At 60.6% G+C, this 24,863-nt stretch carries 21 protein-coding genes; 16 read left to right on the top strand and 5 right to left on the bottom strand.

Going from position 1 to position 24,863, the window contains the following annotated elements:
• Positions 1–22: 22 nt before the first annotated feature.
• The 5 genes from HDE77_RS10755 (at position 23) to HDE77_RS10775 (ending at position 6,213) form a co-directional block, all read left to right on the top strand.
• Positions 23–1,135, top strand: a complete 1,113-nt coding sequence (locus tag HDE77_RS10755) for an HlyD family secretion protein (RefSeq protein ID WP_184417328.1) — start codon at positions 23–25, stop codon at positions 1,133–1,135.
• Complete coding sequence (locus HDE77_RS10760; RefSeq protein ID WP_184417329.1) at positions 1,132–2,709, top strand: DHA2 family efflux MFS transporter permease subunit; 1,578 nt, start codon at positions 1,132–1,134, stop codon at positions 2,707–2,709. The genes HDE77_RS10755 and HDE77_RS10760 overlap by 4 nt, the downstream gene beginning before the upstream one ends.
• A 67-nt stretch (positions 2,710–2,776) precedes the next feature.
• Complete coding sequence (locus HDE77_RS10765) at positions 2,777–4,327, top strand: efflux transporter outer membrane subunit (protein ID WP_255482655.1); 1,551 nt, start codon at positions 2,777–2,779, stop codon at positions 4,325–4,327.
• Positions 4,328–4,370: 43 nt separating this feature from the next.
• Entirely contained in the window at positions 4,371–4,964 is a 594-nt protein-coding gene (locus HDE77_RS10770) for a TetR/AcrR family transcriptional regulator (protein ID WP_184417330.1), read from the top strand.
• 67 nt (positions 4,965–5,031) lie between these two features.
• On the top strand, positions 5,032–6,213 hold the full coding sequence (locus HDE77_RS10775; protein ID WP_184417331.1) for a thiolase family protein: 1,182 nt from the start codon (positions 5,032–5,034) through the stop codon (positions 6,211–6,213).
• Positions 6,214–6,341: 128 nt separating this feature from the next.
• On the opposite strand, the gene HDE77_RS10780 is transcribed toward HDE77_RS10775, so the two are convergent.
• Genes HDE77_RS10780 through HDE77_RS10795 form a run of 4 tightly spaced genes read right to left on the bottom strand, consistent with a single transcriptional unit; the run spans position 6,342 to position 10,961 of the window.
• The gene (locus HDE77_RS10780) at positions 6,342–7,793 is read right to left on the bottom strand and encodes an efflux transporter outer membrane subunit (protein WP_221444228.1); all 1,452 of its coding nucleotides are present in this window, start codon (positions 7,791–7,793) and stop codon (positions 6,342–6,344) included.
• Positions 7,790–8,692, bottom strand: coding sequence for an HlyD family secretion protein (locus HDE77_RS10785; protein ID WP_184417332.1), 903 nt, complete (start codon positions 8,690–8,692; stop codon positions 7,790–7,792). Before HDE77_RS10785 ends, HDE77_RS10780 begins: the two co-directional genes overlap by 4 nt.
• Complete coding sequence (locus HDE77_RS10790) at positions 8,689–8,907, bottom strand: DUF1656 domain-containing protein (protein ID WP_184417333.1); 219 nt, start codon at positions 8,905–8,907, stop codon at positions 8,689–8,691. Before HDE77_RS10790 ends, HDE77_RS10785 begins: the two co-directional genes overlap by 4 nt.
• Positions 8,901–10,961 (bottom strand): FUSC family protein, encoded by a 2,061-nt coding sequence (locus HDE77_RS10795; protein WP_184417334.1) that lies wholly within the window; start codon positions 10,959–10,961, stop codon positions 8,901–8,903. Before HDE77_RS10795 ends, HDE77_RS10790 begins: the two co-directional genes overlap by 7 nt.
• A gap of 1,505 nt (positions 10,962–12,466) precedes the next feature.
• Between HDE77_RS10795 and HDE77_RS10800 the strand changes: the two genes are divergently transcribed.
• The 11 genes from HDE77_RS10800 (at position 12,467) to HDE77_RS10850 (ending at position 23,802) form a co-directional block, all read left to right on the top strand.
• Positions 12,467–12,655 (top strand): hypothetical protein, encoded by a 189-nt coding sequence (locus HDE77_RS10800; RefSeq protein WP_184417335.1) that lies wholly within the window; start codon positions 12,467–12,469, stop codon positions 12,653–12,655.
• 62 nt (positions 12,656–12,717) lie between these two features.
• Complete coding sequence (locus tag HDE77_RS10805) at positions 12,718–13,371, top strand: hydrolase (RefSeq protein ID WP_184417444.1); 654 nt, start codon at positions 12,718–12,720, stop codon at positions 13,369–13,371.
• A gap of 62 nt (positions 13,372–13,433) precedes the next feature.
• Positions 13,434–13,718: a XapX domain-containing protein gene (locus HDE77_RS10810; protein WP_184417336.1), complete on the top strand. Its 285-nt coding sequence runs from the start codon at positions 13,434–13,436 to the stop codon at positions 13,716–13,718.
• A complete protein-coding gene (locus HDE77_RS10815) occupies positions 13,715–15,604 on the top strand; it encodes an amidohydrolase (protein ID WP_184417337.1) in 1,890 nt (629 codons plus the stop codon). Before HDE77_RS10810 ends, HDE77_RS10815 begins: the two co-directional genes overlap by 4 nt.
• 1 nt (position 15,605) lies before the next feature.
• Entirely contained in the window at positions 15,606–16,046 is a 441-nt protein-coding gene (locus HDE77_RS10820; RefSeq protein WP_184417338.1) for a DoxX family protein, read from the top strand.
• A gap of 48 nt (positions 16,047–16,094) precedes the next feature.
• Positions 16,095–17,024, top strand: a complete 930-nt coding sequence (locus tag HDE77_RS10825) for a glyoxalase (protein WP_255482656.1) — start codon at positions 16,095–16,097, stop codon at positions 17,022–17,024.
• A gap of 132 nt (positions 17,025–17,156) precedes the next feature.
• Positions 17,157–18,572, top strand: a complete 1,416-nt coding sequence (locus HDE77_RS10830) for an alginate export family protein (protein ID WP_184417339.1) — start codon at positions 17,157–17,159, stop codon at positions 18,570–18,572.
• 303 nt (positions 18,573–18,875) lie between these two features.
• Positions 18,876–20,348: a mechanosensitive ion channel family protein gene (locus HDE77_RS10835; RefSeq protein ID WP_184417340.1), complete on the top strand. Its 1,473-nt coding sequence runs from the start codon at positions 18,876–18,878 to the stop codon at positions 20,346–20,348.
• Positions 20,349–20,523: 175 nt separating this feature from the next.
• Complete coding sequence (locus HDE77_RS10840) at positions 20,524–20,670, top strand: hypothetical protein (protein WP_184417341.1); 147 nt, start codon at positions 20,524–20,526, stop codon at positions 20,668–20,670.
• Between the two features lie 94 nt (positions 20,671–20,764).
• Entirely contained in the window at positions 20,765–22,408 is a 1,644-nt protein-coding gene (locus tag HDE77_RS10845; protein WP_184417342.1) for an acetolactate synthase large subunit, read from the top strand.
• A gap of 2 nt (positions 22,409–22,410) precedes the next feature.
• Positions 22,411–23,802 carry an aldehyde dehydrogenase family protein gene (locus HDE77_RS10850; protein ID WP_184417343.1) on the top strand — a complete coding sequence of 464 codons (1,392 nt, stop codon included), beginning with the start codon at positions 22,411–22,413 and terminating at the stop codon, positions 23,800–23,802.
• A gap of 62 nt (positions 23,803–23,864) precedes the next feature.
• On the opposite strand, the gene HDE77_RS10855 is transcribed toward HDE77_RS10850, so the two are convergent.
• Positions 23,865–24,806, bottom strand: a complete 942-nt coding sequence (locus HDE77_RS10855; RefSeq protein WP_184417344.1) for an aldo/keto reductase — start codon at positions 24,804–24,806, stop codon at positions 23,865–23,867.
• Positions 24,807–24,863 lie beyond the last annotated feature (57 nt).

A 24,863-nucleotide genomic window follows, 5' to 3' on the forward strand; every position in this document is an offset into this window, starting at 1 on the left:
CCTTTAATTCCGGAGTTTTCTCATGAGCACCATTGAGGCCGTCGAGCGGACAGCCATTTCCGACATCACCGAAACCGCGCCGCCCCGTAGCCGGCGTAAACGCATTCTTGGTGCCGCCATCGGTGCTGCGCTGGTGCTCGGTACCGTTTACGGCGCGCATTGGTGGACGACCGGGCGCTTCATCGAAGACACCGACGACGCCTATGTCGGCGGTGATGTGACGGTGATCGGTCCCAAGATTTCGGGCTATATCACGCAACTGGCCGTTAGCGACAATCAGCAGGTACATGCCGGCGACCTGTTGGTGAAGATCGATGATCGCGACTATCGCGCCGCACTGGCGAAGGCTGATGGTGCAGTCGCGGCACAGGAGGCACTACTGGCTAACCTCGACGCGACGGCACACTTGCAAGAGGCAAACATCGGGCAGGCCAGGGCGGGTATTGCCGTCGCCGAGGCCGAGGCGACTCGGGCCCGCGACGACGAGGTGCGCTATCGTGATTTGGCAGGCCGTTCGGCCGTTTCCGTTGAGAGCGAGCAGCGCGCCGACGCGACCTACAAAACAGCAAGGGCGAATGACGACAAGGCACTGGCAGTGCTGACCGCAAACCAGCGCCAGCTTGACGTGATTGCCTCGCAGAAGCAGCAGGCGCGAGCGGCGCTGAAACAGGCCGAGGCCGAGCGTGACATTGCGAAATTGAACGTCGGTTACACCGAGCTGCGCGCGCCCGTCGACGGGACCGTCGGCAACCGCCGTGCCCGAGTGGGCACCTTCGCCCCCGCGGGCTCCCAGCTGCTCGCGATCGTCCCGTCCCATGGTCTCTGGGTCGATGCCAACTTCAAGGAAGACCAACTGGCCCGCATGCACGCGGGACAGGCGGTGCTCATCCATGCCGACGTGCTGCCGGGTCGGACTTTTCATGGTCGTCTGGCCAGCCTGGCGCCGGCCACAGGCGCCGAGTTCAGTGTGCTGCCGCCGGAGAACGCCACCGGCAATTTCACCAAGATCGTGCAACGCGTTCCGGTACGTATCGTGCTGGAAAAACAGGACGACGTGCTCGGGGCGTTGCGCCCCGGTCTGTCAGTCGTGGCTGACGTGGACACTCGCGCTCCGGGCCGCGCAGGCGCGCCATGAACGCCCGACTTTCAACGCTTGCCTCGCCCTTCGATCCGGCCGGGATGAGTACGGCGAAAAAGGTCTTCGCCTTTGCCAGCATGTGCGTGGGCATGTTCATCGCGTTGCTGGATATCCAGATCGTATCCGCCTCGCTGCGCGACATCGGTGGCGGGCTATCCGCCGGCACTGATGAGACCGCATGGGTACAGACGAGCTACCTGATCGCCGAGATCGTGGTGATTCCGATGTCCGGCTGGCTGGCGGGGGTGTTCTCCACGCGCTGGCTGTTCGCTGTCTCGGCGGCCGGTTTCACCGTGGCCAGTCTGCTTTGCGGCGGGGCGTGGGACATCCAGAGCATGATCGTGTTCCGCGCGCTGCAGGGATTTCTCGGCGGCTCGATGATCCCGATGGTGTTCACGACGGCCTTCGTCTTCTTCAGTGGCAAACAGCGTGTCATTGCTGCCGCGACCATCGGCGCGCTGGCTTCGCTGGCGCCAACACTTGGCCCGACGCTGGGCGGCTGGATCACCGACCACTGGTCGTGGCATTGGCTGTTCTTCGTCAATCTGGTGCCCGGTATTTTCGTCGCCGTCGCGGTGCCGCTGCTGGTGAACATCGACTTGCCGAATCTCTCGCTGCTGCGCCGGGCGGACTACCCGGGCATGGTGCTGCTTACCGCCTTCCTCGGCTGCCTGGAGTACACGCTGGAGGAGGGGCCGCGCTGGAACTGGTTTACTGACAACACCATCCTGACGACAGCCTGGATTTCCGGTTTGGCCGGCGTTGCGTTTATCGCGCGCAGCATGACCTACGATCACCCGTTGGTAGACCTGCGCGCGCTGCGCGACCGCAATTTTGCGCTGGGCTGCCTGTTCTCGTTCGTCACCGGTATCGGTCTGTTCGCCACGATTTACCTTACGCCGCTCTTTCTCGGGCGCGTGGAAGGTTATAGCGCTTTGCAGATCGGCGAGGCGGTGTTTTCCACCGGTGTATTCCAGATCCTCACCATCCCGCTGTATGTGTTCCTTGCGCGACGCTTCGATCTGCGCTGGATCCTGATGGTCGGGCTTGCGCTGTTTGCATTGTCCTTGTGGGACTTCACGCCCATCACCCACGACTGGGGCGCGCACCAACTGCTGCTGCCGCAGGCGCTGCGCGGCATGGCGCAGCAATTGGCGGTGCCACCCGTGGTCACGCTGACACTTGGCGGCCTGCCACCCTCGCGTCTGAAGCTGGCGTCCGGCCTGTTCAATCTGATGCGCAATCTCGGTGGCGCGATTGGCATTGCGGTATGCGCGACGATCCTCAACGACCGCACCAACCTGCACTTCTATCGCATGGCCGAACACCTCAATACAACCAACGAAGCGATGAACCAGTGGCTTGATCAGGCTGGCGGGCATGTCGCCAGCCTCGGTGACGCAGGTGCCGAGTTGCATCAGTTATGGCAACTCACGTTCAGGGAGGCGCAGACGCTCTCTTTCGCCGACGCCTTTCTGGCGATCGCGGTGTGCTTTGCCGTCGCTACCGTGATGGTGCCGCTGATGCGCAAGGTGGCAGCCCCCATCGCTCCTTCGGCCGACGCGCACTGAAAACGTTGGCTTGTATGCATTGGACCTTTCCCACGTCAAACGAGCCGCATCGGCTCAGGACACTGCCATGAATTTCTTGCCCATCGCGGCCAACTCGGCGCCCCCATCGACCATGCGTGCGGCGCGGCGCTTCACCCTGCGCGCCGCCACGCTGGCAGCAGCGATCGCAGGACTCGTCGGGTGCATGGTCGGCCCTGACTACACCAAGCCAGACCTGAAAACGAATACACAGTACGTCAGTCAGGCATCGCTTGGTCAGCGCACCACGACCGAGGCGGCGCCAGCATTGGACACCTGGTGGACAGGCTTCAACGACCCCGAACTTACTCGCATCATTGGGCGCGTGATGGCGCAGAACCTCGATCTGGCGGCCGCGATGGCGCGGGTGGATCAGGCCAGGGCGGCTGCGCGCGAAGCCGGTGCGCAGCTGCTTCCGCAGGGCAGCCTGGATGGCCAGGTTCTCCACCAGCGTCAATCGGTCGACAGCCCGCTGGGCGAGATCGGACGTGCGTTACCCGGATATTCGCGCAACCAGACCTTGGAGACGGTTGGCGTTGGCGCCAGCTGGGAGCTCGATCTGGCCGGCGGACTGAAGCGTGGCGCCCAGGCTGCCACAGCCGAAGCGCAGGCAGCTGAGGCTGCCGGTACCGGGGTGCGTGTCTCGCTCGCGGCAGAGGCGGCCGATGCTTATTTTCGGGTTCGTGGCGCGCAGGCGCGTATCGCGTTGGCGCAACAGCAGGTCGATACGGAAGCCGGGTTGCTGGAGCTGGTCCGCGTGCGCCTTTCCGGCGGACTGGCCACGGTTCGCGAGCAGGCGCAGGCGCAGGCACTGGCACTGGTGATGCAGGCGCAGGCCACCTTGCCGCCGCTGCAAATCGAATTGGCTGAGCAGCTCAACCGACTTGACGTGCTCATGGGGTCCGCCCCGGGAACGTACAGGAGCGAGGTGCTGGACAGCCCGCAGCACTTCGCGGTGCCCTCGCTCGATACCGACGGTGGACCGGCCATGCTGCTACGTCGCAGGCCGGACGTGATAGCTGCCGAGCGTCGCCTCGCTTCATCCAGTGCGCGGATCGGCGTGGCTGTGGCCGAGTACTACCCCAAAGTATCACTGGGTGGGTTGCTCGGCTTCGATAGTCTGCGTACCGGTTCGTTGTTCTCAGGGGCTGCATTCGAGCCGCAGGCCGTGCTGGGTTTGCACTGGCGCCTGTTCGATTTCGGCCGGGTCGATGCAGAAGTGGCGCAGGCCAAGGGTGGCGAGGCTGAAGCGCTCGCAAACTATCGCCAGTCGATGCTGCGTGCCACCGAGGACGTCGAGAACGCGATCGTTGCGCTGACCGAACTGGAGGCCCAGCACGATGAACTGAGCAAGGAAGTCGACGCACACCAGCAGGCGCGCGCGGCCGCCGAGGACGCTTACAAGGGCGGCGCGATCAGCCTGATCGAAGTGCTGGACGAAGATCGCCTGCTGCTGTCCTCGCGTGATCAGTTGGCGCGCGTGCATGCCGACGATGCGCGCGCCGCCGTGGCCGCGTTCCGCTCTCTTGGCGGTGGTTGGACGCCGATCGTCGATGCGCAACCCGCGGTGGCATCGTCGTCGAAGGTCGCGGTGCGTTAATCAGGCGTCGTGACATCCGACGATAGATAGGGAGCAGCAAGACGTGCGCTATGACAATCAGCACAAGCAGCAGACGCGACTGCGGGTATTGGAGGCAGCAGCAGAGGCCATCCGTGCCGAAGGACCGGAGCGAATCAGCGTGGCCGCCGTCATGGCTCGGGCCGGGCTGACGCATGGCGGCTTTTACGCGCACTTCGACTCCAAGGAAATGCTGGTTGCCGCCACGATCGACTTCATGTTCGACCGGGACGAGGCAAAGTTCATCGAAACCACGAAGGACCGGTCTGCGCCTGAAGCGCTGGCGGTATACATCGACTTCTACCTGTCCATCGGTCATTGCGGAAGCCGCGGCAGGGGCTGCGCGATGGCATCGCTGGTATCGGAACTGCCGCACTTGAACGCGTCCGCGCGCGAACGCTTTACCCAGGGTTCCCAGCGCCTGCATGAACGTCTGATGGAGGTACTGGAACGTGCCGACGTTGATGATGCGAGGTCGCTGGCCTTGACGTTGCGTTCGGCCATGGTAGGCGCCTTGGCGATGGCGCGTGCGCAGAGCGATCCAGCCGATGGCGACACCATCCTGCAAGCGACACGCGTCGATCTGCTGCGACGCCTCGGCATTGGAACAGACGCCTGAACGTTACTGAGTTCGTCAGGCGACAAACATGACCCACATCCATTCACCGAACTCACCGGAGACTCTCATGAAACTCGACATCGTGCTTTGCCATCCCGTCCGTACCGCCATCGGCGGCTTCAATGGAGGATTGCGCAGCGTGCCGGCCACAGCACTTGGAGCAACCGCCATCCACGCAGTGATGGAGCGCGCCGGCCTTGCATCAGACGCCGTCGATGGCGTCGTGATGGGGCAGGTGGTGCAAGCGGGCAGCGGCATGAACCCCGCACGCCAGGCAGCCATCGGTGGTGGTCTCGATGTATCGGTGCCGGCGATGACGGTGAACCGCGTTTGCGGCTCGGGCGCTCAGGCTATCGTCTCTGCCGCGCAGGACATCATCAGTGGGCAGGCCAGGGTCATGCTGGCGGGAGGCATGGAGAACATGGACCGCGCGCCGTATCTGGTGGATAACGGCCGCTGGGGCTATCGCATGGGTCATGCGCAAATTTACGACAGCATGTTGCTGGACGGCTTGCATGACGCGTTCTCGCAGAAGCATTCGGGTTGGCACACCGAGGACCTGATCACGAGATACGGTGTAGATCGCCAGACGCAGGATCGCTGGGCCGAGCGATCGCAGCATCGTTTCGTCGCGGCCCGCGACGCCGGCCATTTCGACGCGGAGATCGTTCCGGTGGAGGTGCGCACGCGCAAGGGTGTGGAGTCCTTTGAACGTGACGAGCCGCCGCGCCCCGACACGACGATCGAGGCACTTGCCCGACTGACTCCAGCCTTCCGCGAGGACGGCACGATCACGGCCGGCAACGCGCCGGGACTGAATAGCGGTGCAGCCGCCATGCTGGTCGCCGAGCGCGGTTTTGCCGAAGCACGGGGGATGGCGCCGCTGGCACGACTGGCTGGATTCGCCGTAACCGCTGTGGAGCCCGGGATGTTTGGCATCGCCCCGGTGTCGGCAGTGAAACTGGCCGTTCAGCGTGCTGGCTGGAACATGGACGAGATCGAACGCATCGAAATCAACGAAGCCTACGCCGCCATCGCCATCATCGTTGCCCGCGAACTGGGGCTTGCCGATGACCAGGTCAACGTTGAAGGCGGCGCGGTTGCCCACGGACACCCGATTGGCGCGACGGGTGCCATCCTGACGACACGACTGTTGCATTCGATGCGCCGCGACGGTCTGCGTCGCGGCGTGGTCACCTTGTGTATCGGCGGCGGACAGGGCATCGCCCTGGCCTTGGAGATGCTCTAAGAGTTCGCGTTTTGCCAAATGAAACGTATTGCCGGATCAACCTTGGTGTGTGACCAGGCAGGAAGACAGGCGCGCAAGCTACGCGCCTGAATTTTTATGCCGCTACACCCCGCGAGTGAACTGCTGGGTTATGGCATGTGCTGCTCCGCCTCGGTCGAGCCCGTGGTTTCCCAGCCGCCGCCGAGCGCCAGAAAAAGGTTGATCTGATCGGCCGAGATCTTGCTGTCCAGGGCTGCCAGCGCCTGATCGGCAGAAATCAGTGAGAGGTTTGCGTCGAGCACAGTCAAGTAATCCTGACCACCCAGGCGAAAGAGCCGTTCGGCGTCACTGGCGGCCGCGGCTGCCTCATGACGGGAGGCTTCCAGATAGTTCCGCTGATCCAGGTCGCGCGCATAGATGAAGAGTGCGCTCTCCGTTTCGCGCAGGGCGCCCAGCACCACACCATCGAATTGTCCGAAGGCAGCATCCACGGTCGCCTGCGCCCCGCGTATGCGCGCCTTGGCAATTCGCCGGTTGGGGAACTGCCAGGTGATCAGGGAGCCGATGGAGTATTTGAGCGCGCTGTATTGGAGAAAGGTCGTATCGGGTCCAACCGATTCCACGCCGATGCCCAGCGATATCTTGGGATAAAGATCGGCGGTCGCCACACCAACCTGTGCCGTCGCGGCGTGCAACACATATTCCGCATGGCGCACGTCGGGTCTGCGCGCCAGAAGTGCGCGACCGTCGCCGACCGGAATCGGCTGGTTCAAGCGGGGATCCTGCACGCACGCCGCGACGGTACGCGAGAACTCCGCGGGTGGTCGCCCCGTCAACACCGCAAGGCGATACAGGGCGATGCGCCGGGCGGCTTCAAGCGGCGGAATGCTCGCGCTCACGCGATCTTCCAGTGCCTTGGCACGCGTCACATCCAATGAAATGCCGCGGCCTGCCGCGAAGCGACGTTGGGTGAGGGTTGTACTGCGCGCCTGCAAGGCTACCGATTGCTGCGCAATGGCGATCTCATGCCCGGCCGAGCAGGCGGCGACATACGCGCGGGTGGTGTCGGCAACGACGGTGATGCGCACCGTGTCGTAAGCGGCGCGCGTCGCACCGAGGTCCGCTTCCGATGCCTCGATGGCCCGGCGAATCTGGCCGAACAGATCGACCTGATAGGACAGGCTTGCGCCAAGGCTGTACAGGTTGAGCGGAGGAATATCGACGTCAGGCAGCAGTTGCTCCTGCGGTGAGAGACGTGTGTAGCTGGGCGATACTTCCAGATTCGTGCTTGGATACATTTGATCTTTGGCGAGATCAAGATTTGCCTCCGCGCGAGCAATGGATGCAGACGCGATGCGCAGGTCCGTATTTGCTTTCAGCGCTTGCTGAATCAGTCCATCGAGCATCGGATCCTGATAGAGCTGCCACCACGTGCCGGGCGGCGGTGTGGTGACGAAGGCCGCATTGTCGGCACCGACAAATGCGCCAGCGGCAGTCCTGGAGGCAATCAACGCGCTATCTGGGCGCCGATAGTCTGGCCCCACAGTCGTGCAGCTACACAGCGAGGCTACGCCGAGCCCCATGGCAAGAAGGCGCTTCACCTGCTGCCCCGCTGTGATGCATGGCCGTCGGGAAGCACCTCGACACTCGCCGTTCGGCCCATGATCAAACGCACGTCGCCGGGCTTTTGGTCGAGCGCGATGCGCACCGGAATACGCTGGGCGAGACGGACCCAATTGAAGGTGGGGTTTACGTTCGGCAGCAAGTTCGCATTCGGTGTGCGCTCGCGGTCCTCGATCGCGCTGGTAATGCTCTCGACATGGCCGTCGAGGATGCGGTCTTCACCCATCAATTGCACGTGCGCGCGGTCGCCGATATGGATGCGCGGCAGTTTGTTTTCCTCGAAATAGGCAACGATGTAGAACGAGTCGCTATCGATGATGGTAAGCGCGGGTCTACCCGCTACAAAGTAATCGCCTGGCCTTAGATTGAGATCGGTGATCGTACCGTTCACTGTCGCCTTTACGTCGGTGCGATCCAGGTTGAGTTGGGCAAGATCCACGGCAGTCTGGGCCTGCCTGAGAGCAGCGCGTAGCACCTCGATGCGGGAGCCGCTTTGTTCGCGACTTTCTGACGAAGCCAGCTCAGCGAGTGCGACATTGCGTCGGTTCTCGCGGTCTGCTTCAGCCAGTTGTGCGCTCTGTGTCGCAACGCGCTCCTTGGCATCGGCGAGTGCCAGCTGGTAGCGCGAACGGTCGATTATGAAGAGTGTGTCGCCGACGTGCGTCACTTGATTGTCGCGTACGCCGACCGACGTCACCAGCCCCGATACATCCGGTGCGATCTGGACGAAATCGGCCCTTACACGGCCATCGCGCGTGCGTGGTTCCACTTCGTAATGGATCCATAGCCAACGCGCTGCGAGCAGGGCGGCAATGACGATGACCAGCGTGACCAGACATCGCGCGACCAGCATGGGAAGTAACTTCCAACTTGTCATGCAAGCATCCTCGCTAGGATAGGCATGGCCCAGGCTGACAGGCACCAGAGGATACCGAAGAGGGCGATGTCGACGAGAGCGGGATGCCAGATCAGTCGATAGAAACCGACCCACCGCAACAGCCGCCGCACGATCATCAGCACTAGCCACGCCACGCCCGCGGCTACCAGCGCACCGCTGAAGTAGATGCCGAGGAAGTTGACTTCGTCTAGCATTCGGCGGTTACCCTGGGTTGGTAGGGAGGTGCGTCAGGAAACAGGCTGCGTCGCAGACCGACGGCAGCCACCACACCCGCACAGCGATCGGCGGACGTGGCCATGCGCAGAATCGCTGCGATGACTGCATCCAGACTAACAATGACATTTTCCGGCAACACGGGATGACGGCCCTGAGCCAGCCGTGAGAAATAGGTCCCCAGCACGGCCAGAATGTCATATATCTGCCCTGTGACGGCACGGTCCGAGCCAGGCCGCAGCTGGCGCAGGTCGATAATGCCGACACCGATCTTCAGGTCTCTGAGCGCATCAGTCAGCCTCCATTCCTCCTCGGCGGGAGCCCGGGCGAGGCGCGGCAACAGCAGGCCCACCCGATCTAGCATGCGACTGGCCCATTCAGCGCGTTCTGGCATCAATGGTGTCGCGGTGAGGAAGGCCAGCTCCCTCCAGCCTGCACGCAGGATACGGCGAATCACACTCTGCACCGGAAGCGTACGTGCCAGGCTCAAGCCGATGAGTCCGGAGGTGGCGCCGACCAGAAGTGCAATGTAGGTATTCATGAATATGGGGAAGCTGGAAAGGAAAGTCGGCTGGAGGGCAAGGCCTGCACTAAATCCGACCGACATGGCGAGAGCCTTCAAGCCATGTTTCGGCTGCGCGAAAAAGTATCCGATCGTAAAGATCACCGGGAACAGGGCGGCCGCCAGCATCACGAATCCATCAATGGACGGAAGGATGGCAAATTCGTAAAACACCGCTACCGGAAGGGCAATCGCGAACCACACGGTCAGCGTCTTTGCCATCGGTGTCGGATCGTCTGCTGCAGCGAACAGCGAGCATGTCACCGCAGCAATGCCGATCGCCACTGGACCACTCTCCCAATGCACCGCAACGGTGAAGATGGCGAGGCCGATGATCGTGGCGGCTGCGACCAGTGCCGAGAGAGCCGCGATACCGCGATCGATATGCAAAGGCCGCGATTGGCGGAGGCTGGGAAGCGATCGCAATGACGCGGCGGCCTGTCTTGCGGGATTGTGTAGCGCCTCCCTCAACACCAAACATTCCGCCCAGGTTTGTATCAGTTCGATGAGACGTCCAGCCAGGCTCGCCATCAGCAAGTCGGACCACGTGGATTCGGGCCGCAAGTGGGGCTTCAGATTCTCTGCGTCACTGATGAGTTGGTCTTTCGTCAGATGAAAAGTTTGTTCACCGGCCGCTATATCCGCCGTAGCCACCCAGGTGGCGATGCGTTCCAACACCGGAGCCATTGTCGACATGTCCGTGCCCTCATCGTCCAGGGCGCGCAGGCGATCTTCAATGGCGCTTGAGAGGGGAAGAAGCACAATGAACCGTTCCTCCATCGCCCGTAACATGCGACTGCGGACGCCGGCGAATTCGCCTTCAAATTTCAGATTGGTGGCTAGTAGATTGAGCTCGGTGAGGTCGATGGCCGCATTTCGCGAAATGGGCGCGGACCGGACTGTCGTGAGCGCGCGCAAACCATCACTGACCCAGGAGCGGGCGTCATTCACGATGGAATCCATCTTTGCACGCAGGGCCGCAGCCACGCTGCGCGGAAGGAAAATGCTGTGCACAACCGCAATGGAGAGGACACCGATGACGATCTCTTCACTGCGCGCCACCGCCGCATCGAAAATGACGGTTGGGTCGGTAGCCGCTGGCAAGCCAACCAGAGCCAAGGTATAGCCGGCGAGCATGAAAACGTAGGCGCGTGGTGTTCGGTCGAGCAGCGAGATGTAAAGACACAGCGCAACCCAGCCTGCCACCGCCAGGATCATCAGCTCCGGCGCGCTGGACAGGCGGGGGATGATGGCCAGCGATCCGAGCAGGCCAATGGCGGTACCGGCCACGCGATAGCTTGCTTTGGCCCAGATCGCACCAACCAGAGTTTGCGGGGGTTGCGCCAGAAAGACCGTGACCATCGCCCACCACGGATTGGGCAGGCTCAGACTGAAGGCAACGTACAGCGCCAGGATCACTGCAAGAAAGCAGTTGAGGGCAAAGAAAACCCGATACGTGAGGGTCTGTCCCATAGTCCGGATGTCCAAGCGGGAGCTGGCCTAACGGAACCGGCAACAAGCAAGGCAGTCGTCCGAGAAGCTTTACCCGTCTTCCCGAACAGCTGAACTAAGGCCACAAGGCCTATTCCTGAGTCGCCATCCAATTCTGCGCTGCATTCGGAGATTATGAAACCGTCGGATATAGCCAAAACGCCCCATCGAGTCTCGTCCACAGCCGAGCGGGAAGAGGCGAGCCAAGGCGCTTCGCCGGAGCGGCAGCACGTGGAGCTTCTCCACGAATGCTGGCGCATTCCCTTCGCCGAAGATCTGCCTATCTAGACCGCTAGCCTGAAGGCACAGAAGCGTCGCCGGGGAAGCGATGCTCTCGTCCTTTCCCTGGCTCAGCCGCGGTTCTCCAGGGTGGCAATGTGATGACGTATTGCCTCAATCGCGTCACAAGATGTCCGCGTGTAGCGCCTACCGCCCCGTGGCTAGCGCCAAGATCGCTGGCACGCTTCTTGATTGTGCACATCAACACGCCGCACTTCGCAAAGCTCGGACGGCGTGATCATGTGGGGAGCTACCGTCGCGTACGGCGAACTCCGTCCGAGCTTTTTGTGGCGCAACAGCGGGGAGTTCGTGCGTGCTTTTGACTTTCATGGTTCTGGACGATAGAAGCGAAAACCTTGACGTCCAATGCGAGATCGACACTCGGGGGGACGAGGTATCTTGGCGCGCTGAGCTGCGAGGGTCGTCTTCCGTGCGAGGTATGCTCGAGGGGCGCGCCGTCACGGTCGAGGCTGTTCGCGGGCACATTCAAGCCGAGGTCTTCCGGCAAAAAATCCGCGCACGAGCATGACGCTCCAGAACAAGTAATTGGAATAAAAATCGGGAAGGAGTAGGGTCGCGGCAAAGGAGTGTCCCGGGGAATGCCCCAGATTCCTCCACGGCCCTCGATGCCCTGGCAGCGCGAACCCGCTGCATCGGGTGAGGGCGGTAGCGTCCCTGGTTTTCCATCGGCCAGGCCATGCAGCCCGTCCGCGCAGGAGGTCCGGACCGCTCCATGCCAGTCAACCAAGACGCAGGTTCACATCTTTACCTACGTCTGGCTTGCTAACGGTCTGGTGGCCCAACATGAGCCCCGCATCATTGGTAAAGCGACGGGTCAGGCCAAATCTGCGGCCCTGGTCGCCATCGAAAGGCTCTTCATAAGGTGGGGCGTTTCCTACTGCCTGTGTCCATCGATGGCGGTCTATACCGCGAGGGCCTTCGAGTCGGATGGAAACGCCGATTTGCATGTTTTTTTTAGTCAAGCCATGTCACAAAGCAACAAGACGATGTGGATCGCTTCCTCGATGCTACCCACTCCTGGTCTGACGCTCACGAGTAGGTTGTCTGGCCGAGTTGCACATGGGAGATCACCCATGCGAATGCACGTAGATAGCACTTGTCGCACCACCCACGTCATTCCCTTGGCACCTCTCGCATCGTCAACGTTGACCCAGCGGGTACCAGGTCTTCGCTGGTGCAGTGTCTTCATGAATGGAGATAACCAGATCCTGAGCACCGATACCGGTGCGCCGCTGGTCGACGACCAGGGCAGCCTCACCGCCGGCCCGTGCGGACCACTACTTCTGCCGCTCACGTCGCCAACGCGCTGGGCTTTGGGGGAATGGATGGGAAAGAACGAGTTCTACAAAGAAACACCTGCTTTCATCCGCGACTGAGTCGTTTCCGAAATCGAAACGTCAGTCGGTTACCGTTGCTACCTGCTTGAATGGAGATCGCCATGACACTCACAGCAAAAGCCACCCCCGGTTCCCAACTTCTAACGCCTAAGGATCATGCATTGATCCTCATCGACTTTCAGTCGCAGATGTCTTTCGCGACCCATTCGATCGATGCGATCACGCTGCGCAACAACGCCGCCCTGGTTGCGCGAGCTGCGGCAAGCTTCAAAGTCCCGACCATTCTGACGACGGTCGCGGAGAAGAGCTTCTCAGGCCCCATGTTTGCCGAAGTCACCGATCCATTTCCGGGCCAGAAGCTGCTTGACCGTACGTCGATGAATAGCTGGGAAGACGCTGGCGTGATCAAGCAGGTGAACGCCATCGGCAAGAGTCGTTTGGTTTTCGCCGGCTTGTGGACGTCCGTTTGCATCGTCGGGCCCACCTTGTCTGCCATTGAGCAAGGCTATGAGGCATACGTCATTGCGGATGCTTGTGGCGATGTTTCCATAGAGGCACATAACCGCGCGATGGAAAGAATGGTCCAGGCCGGCGTGCGGCCAATGACTTCTCTGCAATATCTGCTGGAGCTGCAACGCGACTGGGGACGCGCCGAGACCTACGACAGCACCACCGGTATCGCCAAGTTGTACGGCGGCGCCTATGGTCTTGGCGTGATCTACGCCAAGACCATGTTCCATAGCGAGGGCGGCTGATCTTTCGCAGATGACGCTTGCCATGGTGATGAGCCTTTCGATTCCACCGCGGGAGATCTGACATGAAGCCTTATCTGTTTTCGCTCGCCGCCGGCCTGTTGGTCGGTGTGGTCTACGCCCTTGTGCATGTCCGCTCGCCCGCGCCGCCGGTTATCGCACTGGTGGGTTTGCTTGGCATTCTTGCCGGCGAACAGATTCCGCCGCTGGTCAAACAGGTGATTGGCCGGCAGGTGAGCACGACCGCATGGGTGGCGCAGCAGGTTAAGCCGCATTGCTTCGGACAGTTGCCACAAGGCATGCAAACGAGCGCGACCGCCAGGAATACGAATAAGGAGGAAGCGCCATGAACACCAAGCGTGCCGAGCCGGAACTGCTGTTGCTCAATGGGTGCTTCGCGACGCTCGATCCGGACCAGCCTAAGGCAAGTGCTGTGGCGATAGCGGACGGAAGATTGGTGGCTGTCGGTGATGACGAAGATGTGCGTGCATTGGCCGGCGCTGAAACGCGAATCGTCGATCTCGGGGGGCGCTGCGTATTGCCGGGTCTGATCGACAATCACTTGCACATCATTCGTGGCGGCCTGAATTTCAATATGGAATTGCGCTGGGACGGCGTACGCTCGCTTGCCGACGCGATGGATATGCTGCGCCGGCAGGTGGCGGTCACACCGCCACCGCAATGGGTGCGTGTGGTTGGCGGTTTCACTGAGCATCAGTTCGTCGAGAAGCGCTTGCCGACCATCGCCGAACTCAACGCCGTGGCGCCGGATACACCGGTGTTTCTGCTGCACCTCTACGATCGCGCGTTGTTGAACGCCGCGGCATTGCGGGCGGTGGGCTACACCAAGGAAACGCCCGAGCCATTGGGCGGCCAGCTCGAGCGGGACAAGGCCGGCAATCCAACGGGACTGCTGCTGGCCAAACCCAATGCCGCGATCCTGTATGCGACCTTGGCCAAAGGGCCGAAGTTGCCCTTTGACTACCAGCTCAACTCCACACGCCATTTCATGCGCGAGCTGAACCGACTCGGCGTGACCGGGGCCATCGATGCAGGTGGCGGCTTCCAGAACTATCCGGAAGACTATGCCGTGATCCAGAAGCTGTCCGACGACGGCCAGCTGACGATCCGCCTGGCCTATAACCTGTTCACGCAGAAACCGAAGGCGGAAAAGGACGACTTTCTCAACTGGACGAAAACCTCCAAGTACAAGCAGGGCGACGACTACTTCCGCCACAACGGTGCCGGCGAAATGCTGGTGTTCTCGGCGGCGGATTTCGAAGACTTTCGGCAGCCGCGGCCCGATATGCCCGAGGCCATGGAAGGCGAACTTGAAGATGTCGTGCGCCTGCTGGCCGAGAATCGCTGGCCATGGCGCATGCACGCGACGTACGACGAGACGATCAGCCGCGCTTTGGATGTGTTCGAGCGCGTCAACCGCGATATCCCGCTGCAGGGGCTCAATTGGTTCTTCGATCACGCCGAAACGATTTCGGAAGCATCGATCGACCGTATCGCGGCACTCGGCGGCGGTATCGCCGTGCAACACCGCATGGCCTACCAGGGCGAGTATTTCGTGGAGCGCTACGGCGCGGCCGTAGCCTCCGCCACGCCACCCATCGCCAAGATGCTGGAGAAGGGCATCAAGGTGTCGGCCGGTACGGATGCCACGCGCGTCGCGTCGTACAACCCCTGGGTATCGCTTGCCTGGCTGACCACCGGCATGACCGTGGGTGGCCTTCGCCTCTATCCGCAGCGCAACTGTCTGGATCGCGAAACCGCGCTACGCATGTGGACTCAGTACGTGACCTGGTTTTCCAATGAAGAGGGCAAGAAGGGGCAGGTCAAGGTCGGGCAACTCGCGGATCTCGTCGTGCCCAGCCGCGATTACTTCGCCTGTGCCGATAGCGAGATCGCCGACATGACGTCGGACCTGACGATCGTCGGTGGCAAGGTCGTTTTCGCGGCAGGCGGCTTCAGCCATCTGGACGAGACTCCGCTACCCCCTGCGATGCCGGATTGGTCGCCGGTGCGTGTATTCGGCGGCTACGCAGCCTGGCAGGATGCCACGCCCATGGCGGCGCGCCAGATCCACTCGAACGCTTGCAGCTGTGCCCACGCATGCTCGATCCACGATCACAGCCACATCAGCGCTTGGTCCGCCAAGCTCCCTATATCGGAGTCAGACCTCAAGTCGTTCTGGGGTGCGCTCGGATGCGCGTGCTGGGCGGTGTGAGATGAACACCTCGCGATACATCAGCGATACACCGGCCGTCATCGCCGCTATCCTCAGGGCGCCCGCGACGGTGTGGCTGGCTCGGGTCGCTTTGACCCTACCGTACTGGTGGAGCGGCGTCGACAAACTCCTGCACCCACAGGCAGCTTTGGCCGAAATGCATGCGACGGGGTTGCCCGCATCGTGGCTGCTCTATGGACTTATATTGGTCGTGCAGTTGGGCGGATCGCTTGCGATCATTTGCAATCGGTATGCGTGGCTGGGGGCGGGGGCGCTGGCAGTGTTTACGGCATTCGCCACCTATCTGGCACATGCTTTCTGGAGACTGGACGGCGCGGAACGCTTTGCCGAGATGAACGTTTTCATGGAACACATTGCCCTGATCGCCGGTATGGCTTTTGCGGCGCTGTACAGCTACGCCGCCAAGAGGCGCGATGTCTAGGCTCTATCTAACCCATGGCTCTATCTAACCCATCGGAAGAGGCGCTTTATGGAAATCAAGTCATTCAACAACGTTGTTCGCACGACCATTGCCGTTGCCGTGATCGCGCTTTTGTCGACGTCGCCTGTTTCGGTCAGTCTGGCGAAGGAGGCCGCAGCCAACGCTCCGAGCGTCGCCGTCGGTCCGCAATATGACACTACCCATGTCTATATCGCGCCGGGCGATTTCGATACTTTCGTCAACAGTTTCACAGGCACGTTTGGTGGCCAGCCATCCAAACGCGGCACCTTCAATGTATTGCCGGTACCCAGCAGTACTGAGGGCCAATACGTGTGGACGCCGGTGGGTACGCTGTCGACGTTCGCCTTCCTGACGCCGATCCCGTATCCGTTCGGTCAGGAACGTACCGGTTACCTGGTGACCGATATGGATCAGGCGATCAAGGATGCACGCGTCGCCGGTGCCGAGGTGATCGTCGACAAGTTCAAGGATCCGATCGGCCTCGACGCGGTGGTGCAGTGGCCGGGCGGCGTCAAGATGCAGTTCTATTGGCACTTCACTGCACCGGCCTATGGAGTCCTTGAGACGGTGCCGGACAACCGGATCTATGTGTCGCGCGATACGGCGGACGTGTTCGTTCGCGACTGGCTGCGCTTCTCGCATGGAAAGGTGGTTTCCGATGACCGTAAAGCTGACGCGGGCGAAATCGGCAGACCCGGGGAAACCTATCGGCGAATCCGTATCGAGTCAGGGTTTGGCAAGATGCAGGTCAATGTGACGGACGGGCATCTGCCGTATCCGTTTGGCCACGAAATCAGCGGCTATGAGGTCAAGGATCTGGACGCAACGCTGGCCAAGGCCGCGTCCAATGGGGCGAAGGTGTTGGTTCCGCGATTCGAGGCCAGCGACCGAAGTTCGGCCATAGTGCAATTTCCGGGCGGTTACATCGCAGAAATCCACGCGCCAAAAATGCATTAGTTGATGGCTTGTGGCGGCGCGTTTTGAAGAAATCGTTGGGTGCGCGCCAGCGCTTTTACGAACATCCAAACGCTTGGGGACGACGCCCATGAAACGATTCGACGCCGTGTTGCCGAAGTAGACGGAGTGTCCGTGCCGACCGCTCGCGCGCTGCTCTTGGTAGGGGCTTGCCTGGTGAGCTGCAGCCATCTCGTGCTGGCTCAAGATGTAGCTGTGCCGACGGATCAAACCCGGCAGCGACCGGCCATTGGCTTCTACCGCTGGCAAGAAGATTGGTCCGTTCTCGCCGATCCCCGGCTCCGGACCGAGCCCGGTGACGCACTCAAGTACATATCACTGTCGAAGACCAATCCCAAGAGCTACCTGTCATTTGGCGTGACCCTGCGCGAACGCTTTGTCAGCGTCGACCCTGCGCTGTTCGGTGTCGTGGGTGGTCATCGTCAGGACTATCTGCTGCATCGTCTGGAGTTTCACGCGGACGCACACCTCACGGACAACACCCGCATCTTTGTGCAGCTGGAAAATGCACTCGCCCCGGGCCTGGCCAAGCCTTCGCCGGTCGACGCGAACAAACTCGACCTGCGGCTTTTCTTTCTTGATACCCAGGCTGATGTCGATGGTGGATTGTTCAAGTTGAGGGTGGGGCGCCAGGAGATCGCGTTCGACCTCCAGCGTTTCGTCTCGGTACGCGATGGCCCAAATGTGCGCCAGGCCTACGATGCGGTCTGGGCCGACTACGAGCGTGGTGGGTGGCGTTTCACTGGTTTCGCCAGCCAGCCGGTGCAATACCGAAACCAGTCCGATTTCGATGACTACAGCAACAGTCATTTGACCTTCGGCGGCATCCGCGCCCAGCGGCGTATCACGGCTACCAGCGAACTCAGTATCAGCCTGTCTGACTTCCGGCAGGACAATGCGCATTTCCTGGCAGGATCCGGTAACGAGGAGCGCCAAAACGTCGACGTGCACTACAACGGCAGCGCAAATGGTTTTGATTGGGATATCGAAGGCATGAAGCAGGGTGGGAGCATCGGGGCGAAGGATGTAGATGCATGGGCATTTGGCTCGCTGACCGGCTTTACTTTCGGTGATGTGAGTTGGAGCCCGCGCCTCGGCATTCAGCTTGACGCGGCATCGGGTGACCGCAATCTTTCCGACGGGCAAGTGGGGACCTTCAATCCCCTGTTCCCGAACGGCTACTACGAGACCTTATCCGGTTACACCGGCTACACCAATTTCATCCATCTGAAGCCTTCGTTGACGCTGACACCCATGCAAGACGTGAAGTTAGAGGGGGCAGTTGGCGCACTTTGGCGGCAGACCACGCACGATGCGATCTATGCGCAGCCGGACATCCCGGTTCCAGGCACGGCGGGAGAGCCAGGGCGTCGCAGCAGCACCTACGGACAGCTGCAGCTGAACTGGAAAGCGACCCGTAGTCTCGCATTCGGCATGGAGTTTGATCGTTACTTCGTGGCGCCGGCTCTGCATCGCGCAGGCGGTCATGACTCGGACTATTTTGGCGCCGAGGTGCGCTGGGGCTGGTGACGGTCGGGAACATCAGGAAGTCGCGCATGCAGGAGGAGAAGCAATCCATGGTCCGCCGCTTTTGTGATTGCTGGCAGGGTCCCTTCGCCGAAGGTCGCTCGGTAGCCTCCTTCCTCTATTGTGAGCTGCCGAAGCGAAGTGAATAATTGGTGACGCTTTGAACATGTCAATGCTGATACTTGATTGTTTGCATATAAAGCTGGCCGTAAGCATCAAGGCCGCGCTGACGGCAAGAGCGCCACGGCGTAGAGAGGGCGGCCATCAAACTATTTCTGGTCTCTAGCTTTAGCGTATTGAGGTCTCATGAATTTCATGGATAGTGGATTGCTGTTCGGCTTTAGCGTTGTGATCCTTGATTTTTTGGCATGGCGCTTCTTTCGGCTAAAAAATGAGGTGGCGCGACTAGCCATCCGCACCTTGCTCTTCATGGCGCTGAGCTACGTTTTATGGAGATATGGCTTAAGCCCGCTGCACGTGGCTCCCTGGACAGACAACCCCGTCCGGCATTTATTTGCTCAAGGATTGGAGTTGCTGTGGTGGTTGCAAGCTGCACAGATCGGATCGGTCGTGTTGGCGCGGGTGGTCCTTTCACCTGAACTGCATCGTGAACATCTGTTCCAGGACATCTTGCGTGCCATTGTCTTTATGGTCGCCGCCCTCGCTGCCGTTGCTTATGTCCTGGAGTTGCCGATCGGTGGGCTGCTGGCGACGTCCGGAGCGATGGCCATCATTTTGGGTCTGGCGCTGCAAAGCACCTTGAGTGACGTTTTTTCCGGCGTCGTTCTCAACGCGACGCAACCTTTTCATCTTGGTGACACGGTCACGATCGGCGATATTCAGGGCGAGGTTATCGAGCGGAACTGGCGGGCGACGACGCTGTTAAATGGTCAGGGAAATTTTGTCATAGTCCCTAATAGCGCTGCGTCAAAGGCAAATATCGTCAATGAGAGCCGACCCCCGCAGATGCACGGTATGACTATAACCATTCGTATATCCCCACGAGTGCGGCCCGCCAGAGTTATCGCCGCGCTCAGGGATGCTATCGAAAGCACCGTCGGTGTGCTTGAGACACCCAAGGCCGTTGTGAGTACGCATTTAATGCATCCAAAATTTGTCGAGTACGAAATACTTGCGTACGTTGCATCCGCTGGAAGCCGATCTGCTACCAAGAACGAAATCATGGATCAGGCCTATCGGCACCTCAACGCTCACGGTGTCGAGCTTGGGCAACCGCCCGCCAATGACCCTGCACCAAACCGTGCAGAGAAGCTATTGCGTGGCATCGAAATGTTTCGTGCGCTCAACGATGCGCAATTTACAGCGCTTGCGAAGGAGCTCAAGCACGAAGAGTTTTCGGCAGGCGAGATAATTTACCAGGTTGCACCGGACTGCCCTGACAAGCATCGCGCACTGTGCATCGTGGCGACAGGGGTCGCCGCATTGCTAACCCCGTATGACGGACGTGATGTTGAGCTTCGGCGGCTCTCACCGGGTGATGCAGTGGGGCGCGCGGGAATTCTCACCGGCGTAAGCAAAGGCATAAAACTGCGGGCGATCAGCAAGGTTGCGATCGCCAGACTCGGCAAGGACGCCATTACGCCGATTCTCCAACAGCATCCTGAGGTAGCCAGGGCGATGCTGGAGTCCCTGATCGCACTTCAGGCCCAGGAAGCAGAAATTCTGAACGAACTGCCATCACCCGTTGTTGAGGCGGGCGGCATCTTCGGCCGTTTGCTAGCGGGAATGAGGCGGTTGCATGGCATGACAAATCGGTAACGTGCTCGGCCATGGGGCGAATTCGACATCGACCGTCATGAGGGAATTCACTAAAGTTTTCGCGTGCCGCACGGGTGCGGCGCGATGGGCCAAACTCATCCGCGTCTTGGCACGCACCCCAGGAACAACTCGAGGCTCATGCGTGCGCCCGCGGCCAGAGGATGCGCAACGTTCCATGGCGACGGTGATCCACGATGCGCTGCGCACTGCGATCATGGCTCGTTACCGCCCAAACTGCTGGCAATGGTGCGCGCCAATCGAACCGTTCGACAAAGACGATCATGGGAAGACTAAATCCATGACGATTGAGGCCTGCGGTTGACGCCGTTATTACAGGCCGCGTGCAAAGCTAGCGGTTTATACTTGATGGGCACGATACGCTCAGCCCTGTTTCGAGTTTTCCCTGGAGATAGCTCATGAAAGGTTCTGACCTCTTCGTCGCAGCCCTTGAGAACGAGGGCGTCGATCGGATTTTTGGGATTCCGGGGGAGGAAAATCTCGACATCGTCGAGTCCATTCGGCGGTCATCGATTCAGCTCATTTTGACGCGGCATGAGCAAGCCGCGGCATTTATGGCGGCGACGTACGGAAGGCTTACCGGCAAGCCTGGTGTGTGCATCACCACGCTTGGGCCGGGAGCGTTGAACCTCACGACAGGTGCCGCCTATGCACTGCTAGGCGCCATGCCGATGATCATGATCACGGGCCAGAAGGCCATTCGGTCGTCCCGGCAGGCACGCTTCCAGATCGTGGATATCATTTCGACGATGAAGCCGCTGACCAAGCTTTCACGTCAGATCATCTCTGCAACGATGATACCGGCGATGGTCCGTGAAGCTTTCCGCGTGGCGGAAGAGGAGCGGCCGGGGCCGGTACTTCTGGAACTTCCCGAAGATGTCGCGGCTGAAGATGGCGGTGAAGTGCCCTTGGTTCCTTCGCACCCGATTGAATTTCCTCAGGCGAGTGCGGACGCTCTTGATCGCGCTGCACAGATGATCATGCAGGCCAAGTCTCCGCTGCTGATGCTTGGCGCAGCGGCATCGCGGCCACGCTCGACTTCGGATCTCGCCCAGTTCGTGCTGCGTACGCAAATTCCGTACTTCACCACACAGATGGGTAAAGGCACGGTGCCGGGAGGCAGTGAGCTTTACATGGGCACCGCGGCACTGTCCGAACGTGACTATGTGCATGAAGCCATCGAACGCGCCGATCTCATCGTCACCATCGGTCACGATACCGTCGAGAAGCCGCCTTTCATCATGGGCGTCAAGGGACCGAAGGTCGTCCACGTGGGCTATCAGCCGGCCAATGTCGAGCTGGTTTATTTTCCCCAGGCGGAAGTTATCGGCGACCTTGGACCATCGCTGAGACAGCTTGCAGATCGTGTTGAAGGCAAGATCCCGAATGCACAGGCCCTCTTGCCATTGCGAGAAGGCATCCTGGAGCGGATCGCCGCACGTGCCACCGAAGATCGCTTTACGCCCCAACGATTGGTGCATGACGTGCGCGAGGTCATGCCAGCAGACGGCATCCTGTCCCTCGACAACGGGATGTACAAGATCTGGTTCGCGCGGAACTATCGAACACGAGTGGCGAATACGCTTTTGCTTGATAACGCGCTGGCGACGATGGGAGCGGGATTGCCGGCAGCCATCATGGCCTCGATGCTGTATCCCGAACGACGCGTCATGGCCGTTTGCGGTGACGGCGGCTTCATGATGAACAGCCAGGAGTTGGAAACGGCCGTCAGGCTCAAGCTCAACCTCGTCGTGCTGATACTCGAGGATCACGCATTCGGCATGATTCGCTGGAAGCAGGCCGTCGATCAGTTTCCCGACTTTGGCATGACCTTCGGCAACCCTGATTTCGTCACCTATGCCAAGGCCTATGGGGCTACGGGAACGAGGGTCAATGCCGTTGCTGACCTGCGCCCGATCCTCGAGAAGGCGTTTACTGATGGGGGCGTGCAGCTTGTCGTCGTGCCCATCGATTACTCGGAAAATAAGCGGGTACTCGTTGACGAGTTGAGTCAACGTTTACCGGTAGAGAAAGGAGCATGACGATGGCACAGACACTTCAGGTGGTGCAGGCGTTTGACCGGGCTGTCATCACCGAGGTTCCGGCAGACGATGCCCGGGCGCTCGAAGCCAAGCTCGCTGCGGCGAATCGGATGCTGCGAGATCGCGATGCCTGGCTCAAACCCCATCAGCGCAGCGCCATTCTTTTGCGTGCCGTCGACCTGCTCGAGGCGCGGCAAACACATTTCGCCCAACTCATCGCAAGGGAAGGGGGAAAGCCGTATGCCGATGCTGCCGTCGAGGTCACCCGGGCGATCGACGGATTGCGTAATGCGGCTGATGAACTGCGGAGCTTTGCAGGCCGGGAAATTCCCATGGGCCTCACCGCAGCGAGCGATGGGCGATGGGCGTTCACGACCAAAGAACCGATCGGGATTGTCGCTGCCATATCGGCCTTCAATCACCCATTGAATCTGATCGTCCATCAAGTGGCGCCAGCGATCGCCGTGGGTTGCCCGGTGATCGTGAAGCCGGCCACGGCAACGCCGTTGTCCTGCATCGATTTTGTCGCGCTTCTTCGGGAGGCCGGTCTCGATGAACCGTGGTGCCAGACCTTCGTCACGGACGACAACTCGTTGGCGGAACGTCTCGCAACGGATCCGCGCGTGGCCTTCCTGAGTTTTATCGGATCGGCAAAAGTCGGCTGGTATCTGCGTAGCAAGCTCCCGCCGGGGACACGCTGCGCCCTGGAGCATGGTGGTGCCGCTCCCGTCATTGTCGATCGAAGCGCTCCGCTGGATCGGATCATCGAGCCGATCGTCAAGGGTGGCTACTATCACGCGGGTCAGGTGTGCGTCTCTACGCAGCGAATCTTCGTTCATGCGGATGTCGTGGAGGACTTTGTCGAACGACTGGGCGCACGCGTGCGATCACTTCGTGTGGGCGACCCACTTTTGCAAGAGACTGAAGTGGGTCCGCTGATCACTCCGCATGAAGCGACCCGGGTGACATCATGGATTGACGAAGCGGTTTCGGCCGGCACCGTGATCATCGGAGGTGGCCGTCTATCCGAGACCACGCTCATACCAGCCGTTCTGGTCGAGCCAGCCGCCGATGCGAAGGTTTCCCTGCTCGAAGTATTCGGGCCGGTGACGTGCGTCTACGGGTATCGGGATCTCGACAAGGCCATCGACATCGCCAACTCACTGCCATTTGCCTTCCAGGCCAGCGTGTTTTCGGCAGACATTGCGCCCGCCATGCGAGCCGCCCGACGGCTCGATGCTTCCACTGTGCTGGTCAACGATCACACGGCGTTTCGCACTGACTGGATGCCATTCGCGGGACGGCGCCAGTCCGGGTACGGTGTGGGTGGCATCCCGTATTCGATGGAAGAGATGTCACAGGACAAGATGGTGGTTCTGCGCTACGACGGATAGCCGTGGGATCTCCAATGGAGTGCTGGACCGTGGCGGCGAGGCGAACATTCGCCTCGCTCAGCTCACCCAACCCGGGGAACAAATCCGGCGACGCCGGTCTCAACCACGGCGTTGAACCGGATGTTCGTCGTGATGCCATCTCTGATCTCACGCATGGCATCTTCCGGCAGTGATGAAATCTCGAAATTCGTCCGGATGTGCTCGGGGTTGGTTGATGTGGTCAGCACCGCGGTACCGCGCTGCACAGCCCAGGCAAGTGCGACCTGGGCCGGGGTCTTGTGGACACGCTCAGCGATCGCCTTGATCACCGGGTCGTTGGTGACTTTCGGTTCCATCCCATGACCTAGCGGCGCGAACGCAAGCAACACGATCCCATTCTGCTGACAGAAGTCGAGCAACTCCCATTCGGGAAGGTAGGGGTGGCATTCGACCTGCACCATAGCGGGCATGATCCGCGCAGCCGCGACAATTTCCTTCACCTTCTCCAAGGTGATGTCGGATAGACCGATGGACCTGCATTTGCCCTCGTCGACGAGTCGCTCCATCGCCTGCCACGTTTCTACCAGGGTTACTCCGGAGTCATAGATCGGCTTACCCTGTTCGTCTCTCGGGTTGTGGTCGTCGCCCGGCTGGAAGGCAAAGGGCGTATGGATCAGATAGGAATCAAGATAGTCCAGCTGCAGACGACGCAAGCTCGCCTCGAGAGCAGGTTTAACCCGCTCCGAACGGTGATTGCTGTTCCATAGCTTGCTGGTGACGAAGAGATCCTCGCGCCGAACCGTCCCGGACTCAAACACCTCCCGCATCGCATGTCCGGCCACGTCTTCGGTACGGTAGAGCTCCGCACAGTCGAGCAGCCGGAAGCCCACTTCCAGCGCGACTTTAATGGCTTGCCTGGCGGCGACATGATCAGCGATCAAGGTACCAAACCCAAGCGCCGGGATGGCACCGGTTCCGTGGGCCAGAGGAAGGGTTGCGCTTTGAAAAGAATGGGATGGGTGCATGCTCATGCTCCTTCTAGAGGAGAGCAGTCAATCGGAAGGTCATCCTTCGTTCCCGCA

The organism is Rhodanobacter sp. MP7CTX1 (assembly GCF_014205795.1).
GTDB lineage: Bacteria > Pseudomonadota > Gammaproteobacteria > Xanthomonadales > Rhodanobacteraceae > Rhodanobacter.

Excerpts from the sequence above, each read along its gene's own strand:
- HDE77_RS10820 (WP_184417338.1), top strand. The coding sequence starts at position 15,606 with ATGAACACCTCGCGATACATCAGCGATACACCGGCCGTCATCGCCGCT.
- HDE77_RS10765 (WP_255482655.1), top strand. The coding sequence starts at position 2,777 with ATGAATTTCTTGCCCATCGCGGCCAACTCGGCGCCCCCATCGACCATG.
- HDE77_RS10855 (WP_184417344.1), bottom strand. The coding sequence starts at position 24,806 with ATGCACCCATCCCATTCTTTTCAAAGCGCAACCCTTCCTCTGGCCCAC.
- HDE77_RS10795 (WP_184417334.1), bottom strand. The coding sequence starts at position 10,961 with ATGGGACAGACCCTCACGTATCGGGTTTTCTTTGCCCTCAACTGCTTT.
- HDE77_RS10825 (WP_255482656.1), top strand. The coding sequence starts at position 16,095 with ATGGAAATCAAGTCATTCAACAACGTTGTTCGCACGACCATTGCCGTT.
- HDE77_RS10755 (WP_184417328.1), top strand. The coding sequence starts at position 23 with ATGAGCACCATTGAGGCCGTCGAGCGGACAGCCATTTCCGACATCACC.
- HDE77_RS10845 (WP_184417342.1), top strand. The coding sequence starts at position 20,765 with ATGAAAGGTTCTGACCTCTTCGTCGCAGCCCTTGAGAACGAGGGCGTC.
- HDE77_RS10775 (WP_184417331.1), top strand. The coding sequence starts at position 5,032 with ATGAAACTCGACATCGTGCTTTGCCATCCCGTCCGTACCGCCATCGGC.
- HDE77_RS10785 (WP_184417332.1), bottom strand. The coding sequence starts at position 8,692 with ATGACAAGTTGGAAGTTACTTCCCATGCTGGTCGCGCGATGTCTGGTC.
- HDE77_RS10760 (WP_184417329.1), top strand. The coding sequence starts at position 1,132 with ATGAACGCCCGACTTTCAACGCTTGCCTCGCCCTTCGATCCGGCCGGG.
- HDE77_RS10800 (WP_184417335.1), top strand. The coding sequence starts at position 12,467 with ATGAATGGAGATAACCAGATCCTGAGCACCGATACCGGTGCGCCGCTG.
- HDE77_RS10810 (WP_184417336.1), top strand. The coding sequence starts at position 13,434 with ATGAAGCCTTATCTGTTTTCGCTCGCCGCCGGCCTGTTGGTCGGTGTG.
- HDE77_RS10835 (WP_184417340.1), top strand. The coding sequence starts at position 18,876 with ATGAATTTCATGGATAGTGGATTGCTGTTCGGCTTTAGCGTTGTGATC.
- HDE77_RS10840 (WP_184417341.1), top strand. The coding sequence starts at position 20,524 with ATGGCGACGGTGATCCACGATGCGCTGCGCACTGCGATCATGGCTCGT.
- HDE77_RS10815 (WP_184417337.1), top strand. The coding sequence starts at position 13,715 with ATGAACACCAAGCGTGCCGAGCCGGAACTGCTGTTGCTCAATGGGTGC.
- HDE77_RS10850 (WP_184417343.1), top strand. The coding sequence starts at position 22,411 with ATGGCACAGACACTTCAGGTGGTGCAGGCGTTTGACCGGGCTGTCATC.
- HDE77_RS10790 (WP_184417333.1), bottom strand. The coding sequence starts at position 8,907 with ATGCTAGACGAAGTCAACTTCCTCGGCATCTACTTCAGCGGTGCGCTG.
- HDE77_RS10805 (WP_184417444.1), top strand. The coding sequence starts at position 12,718 with ATGACACTCACAGCAAAAGCCACCCCCGGTTCCCAACTTCTAACGCCT.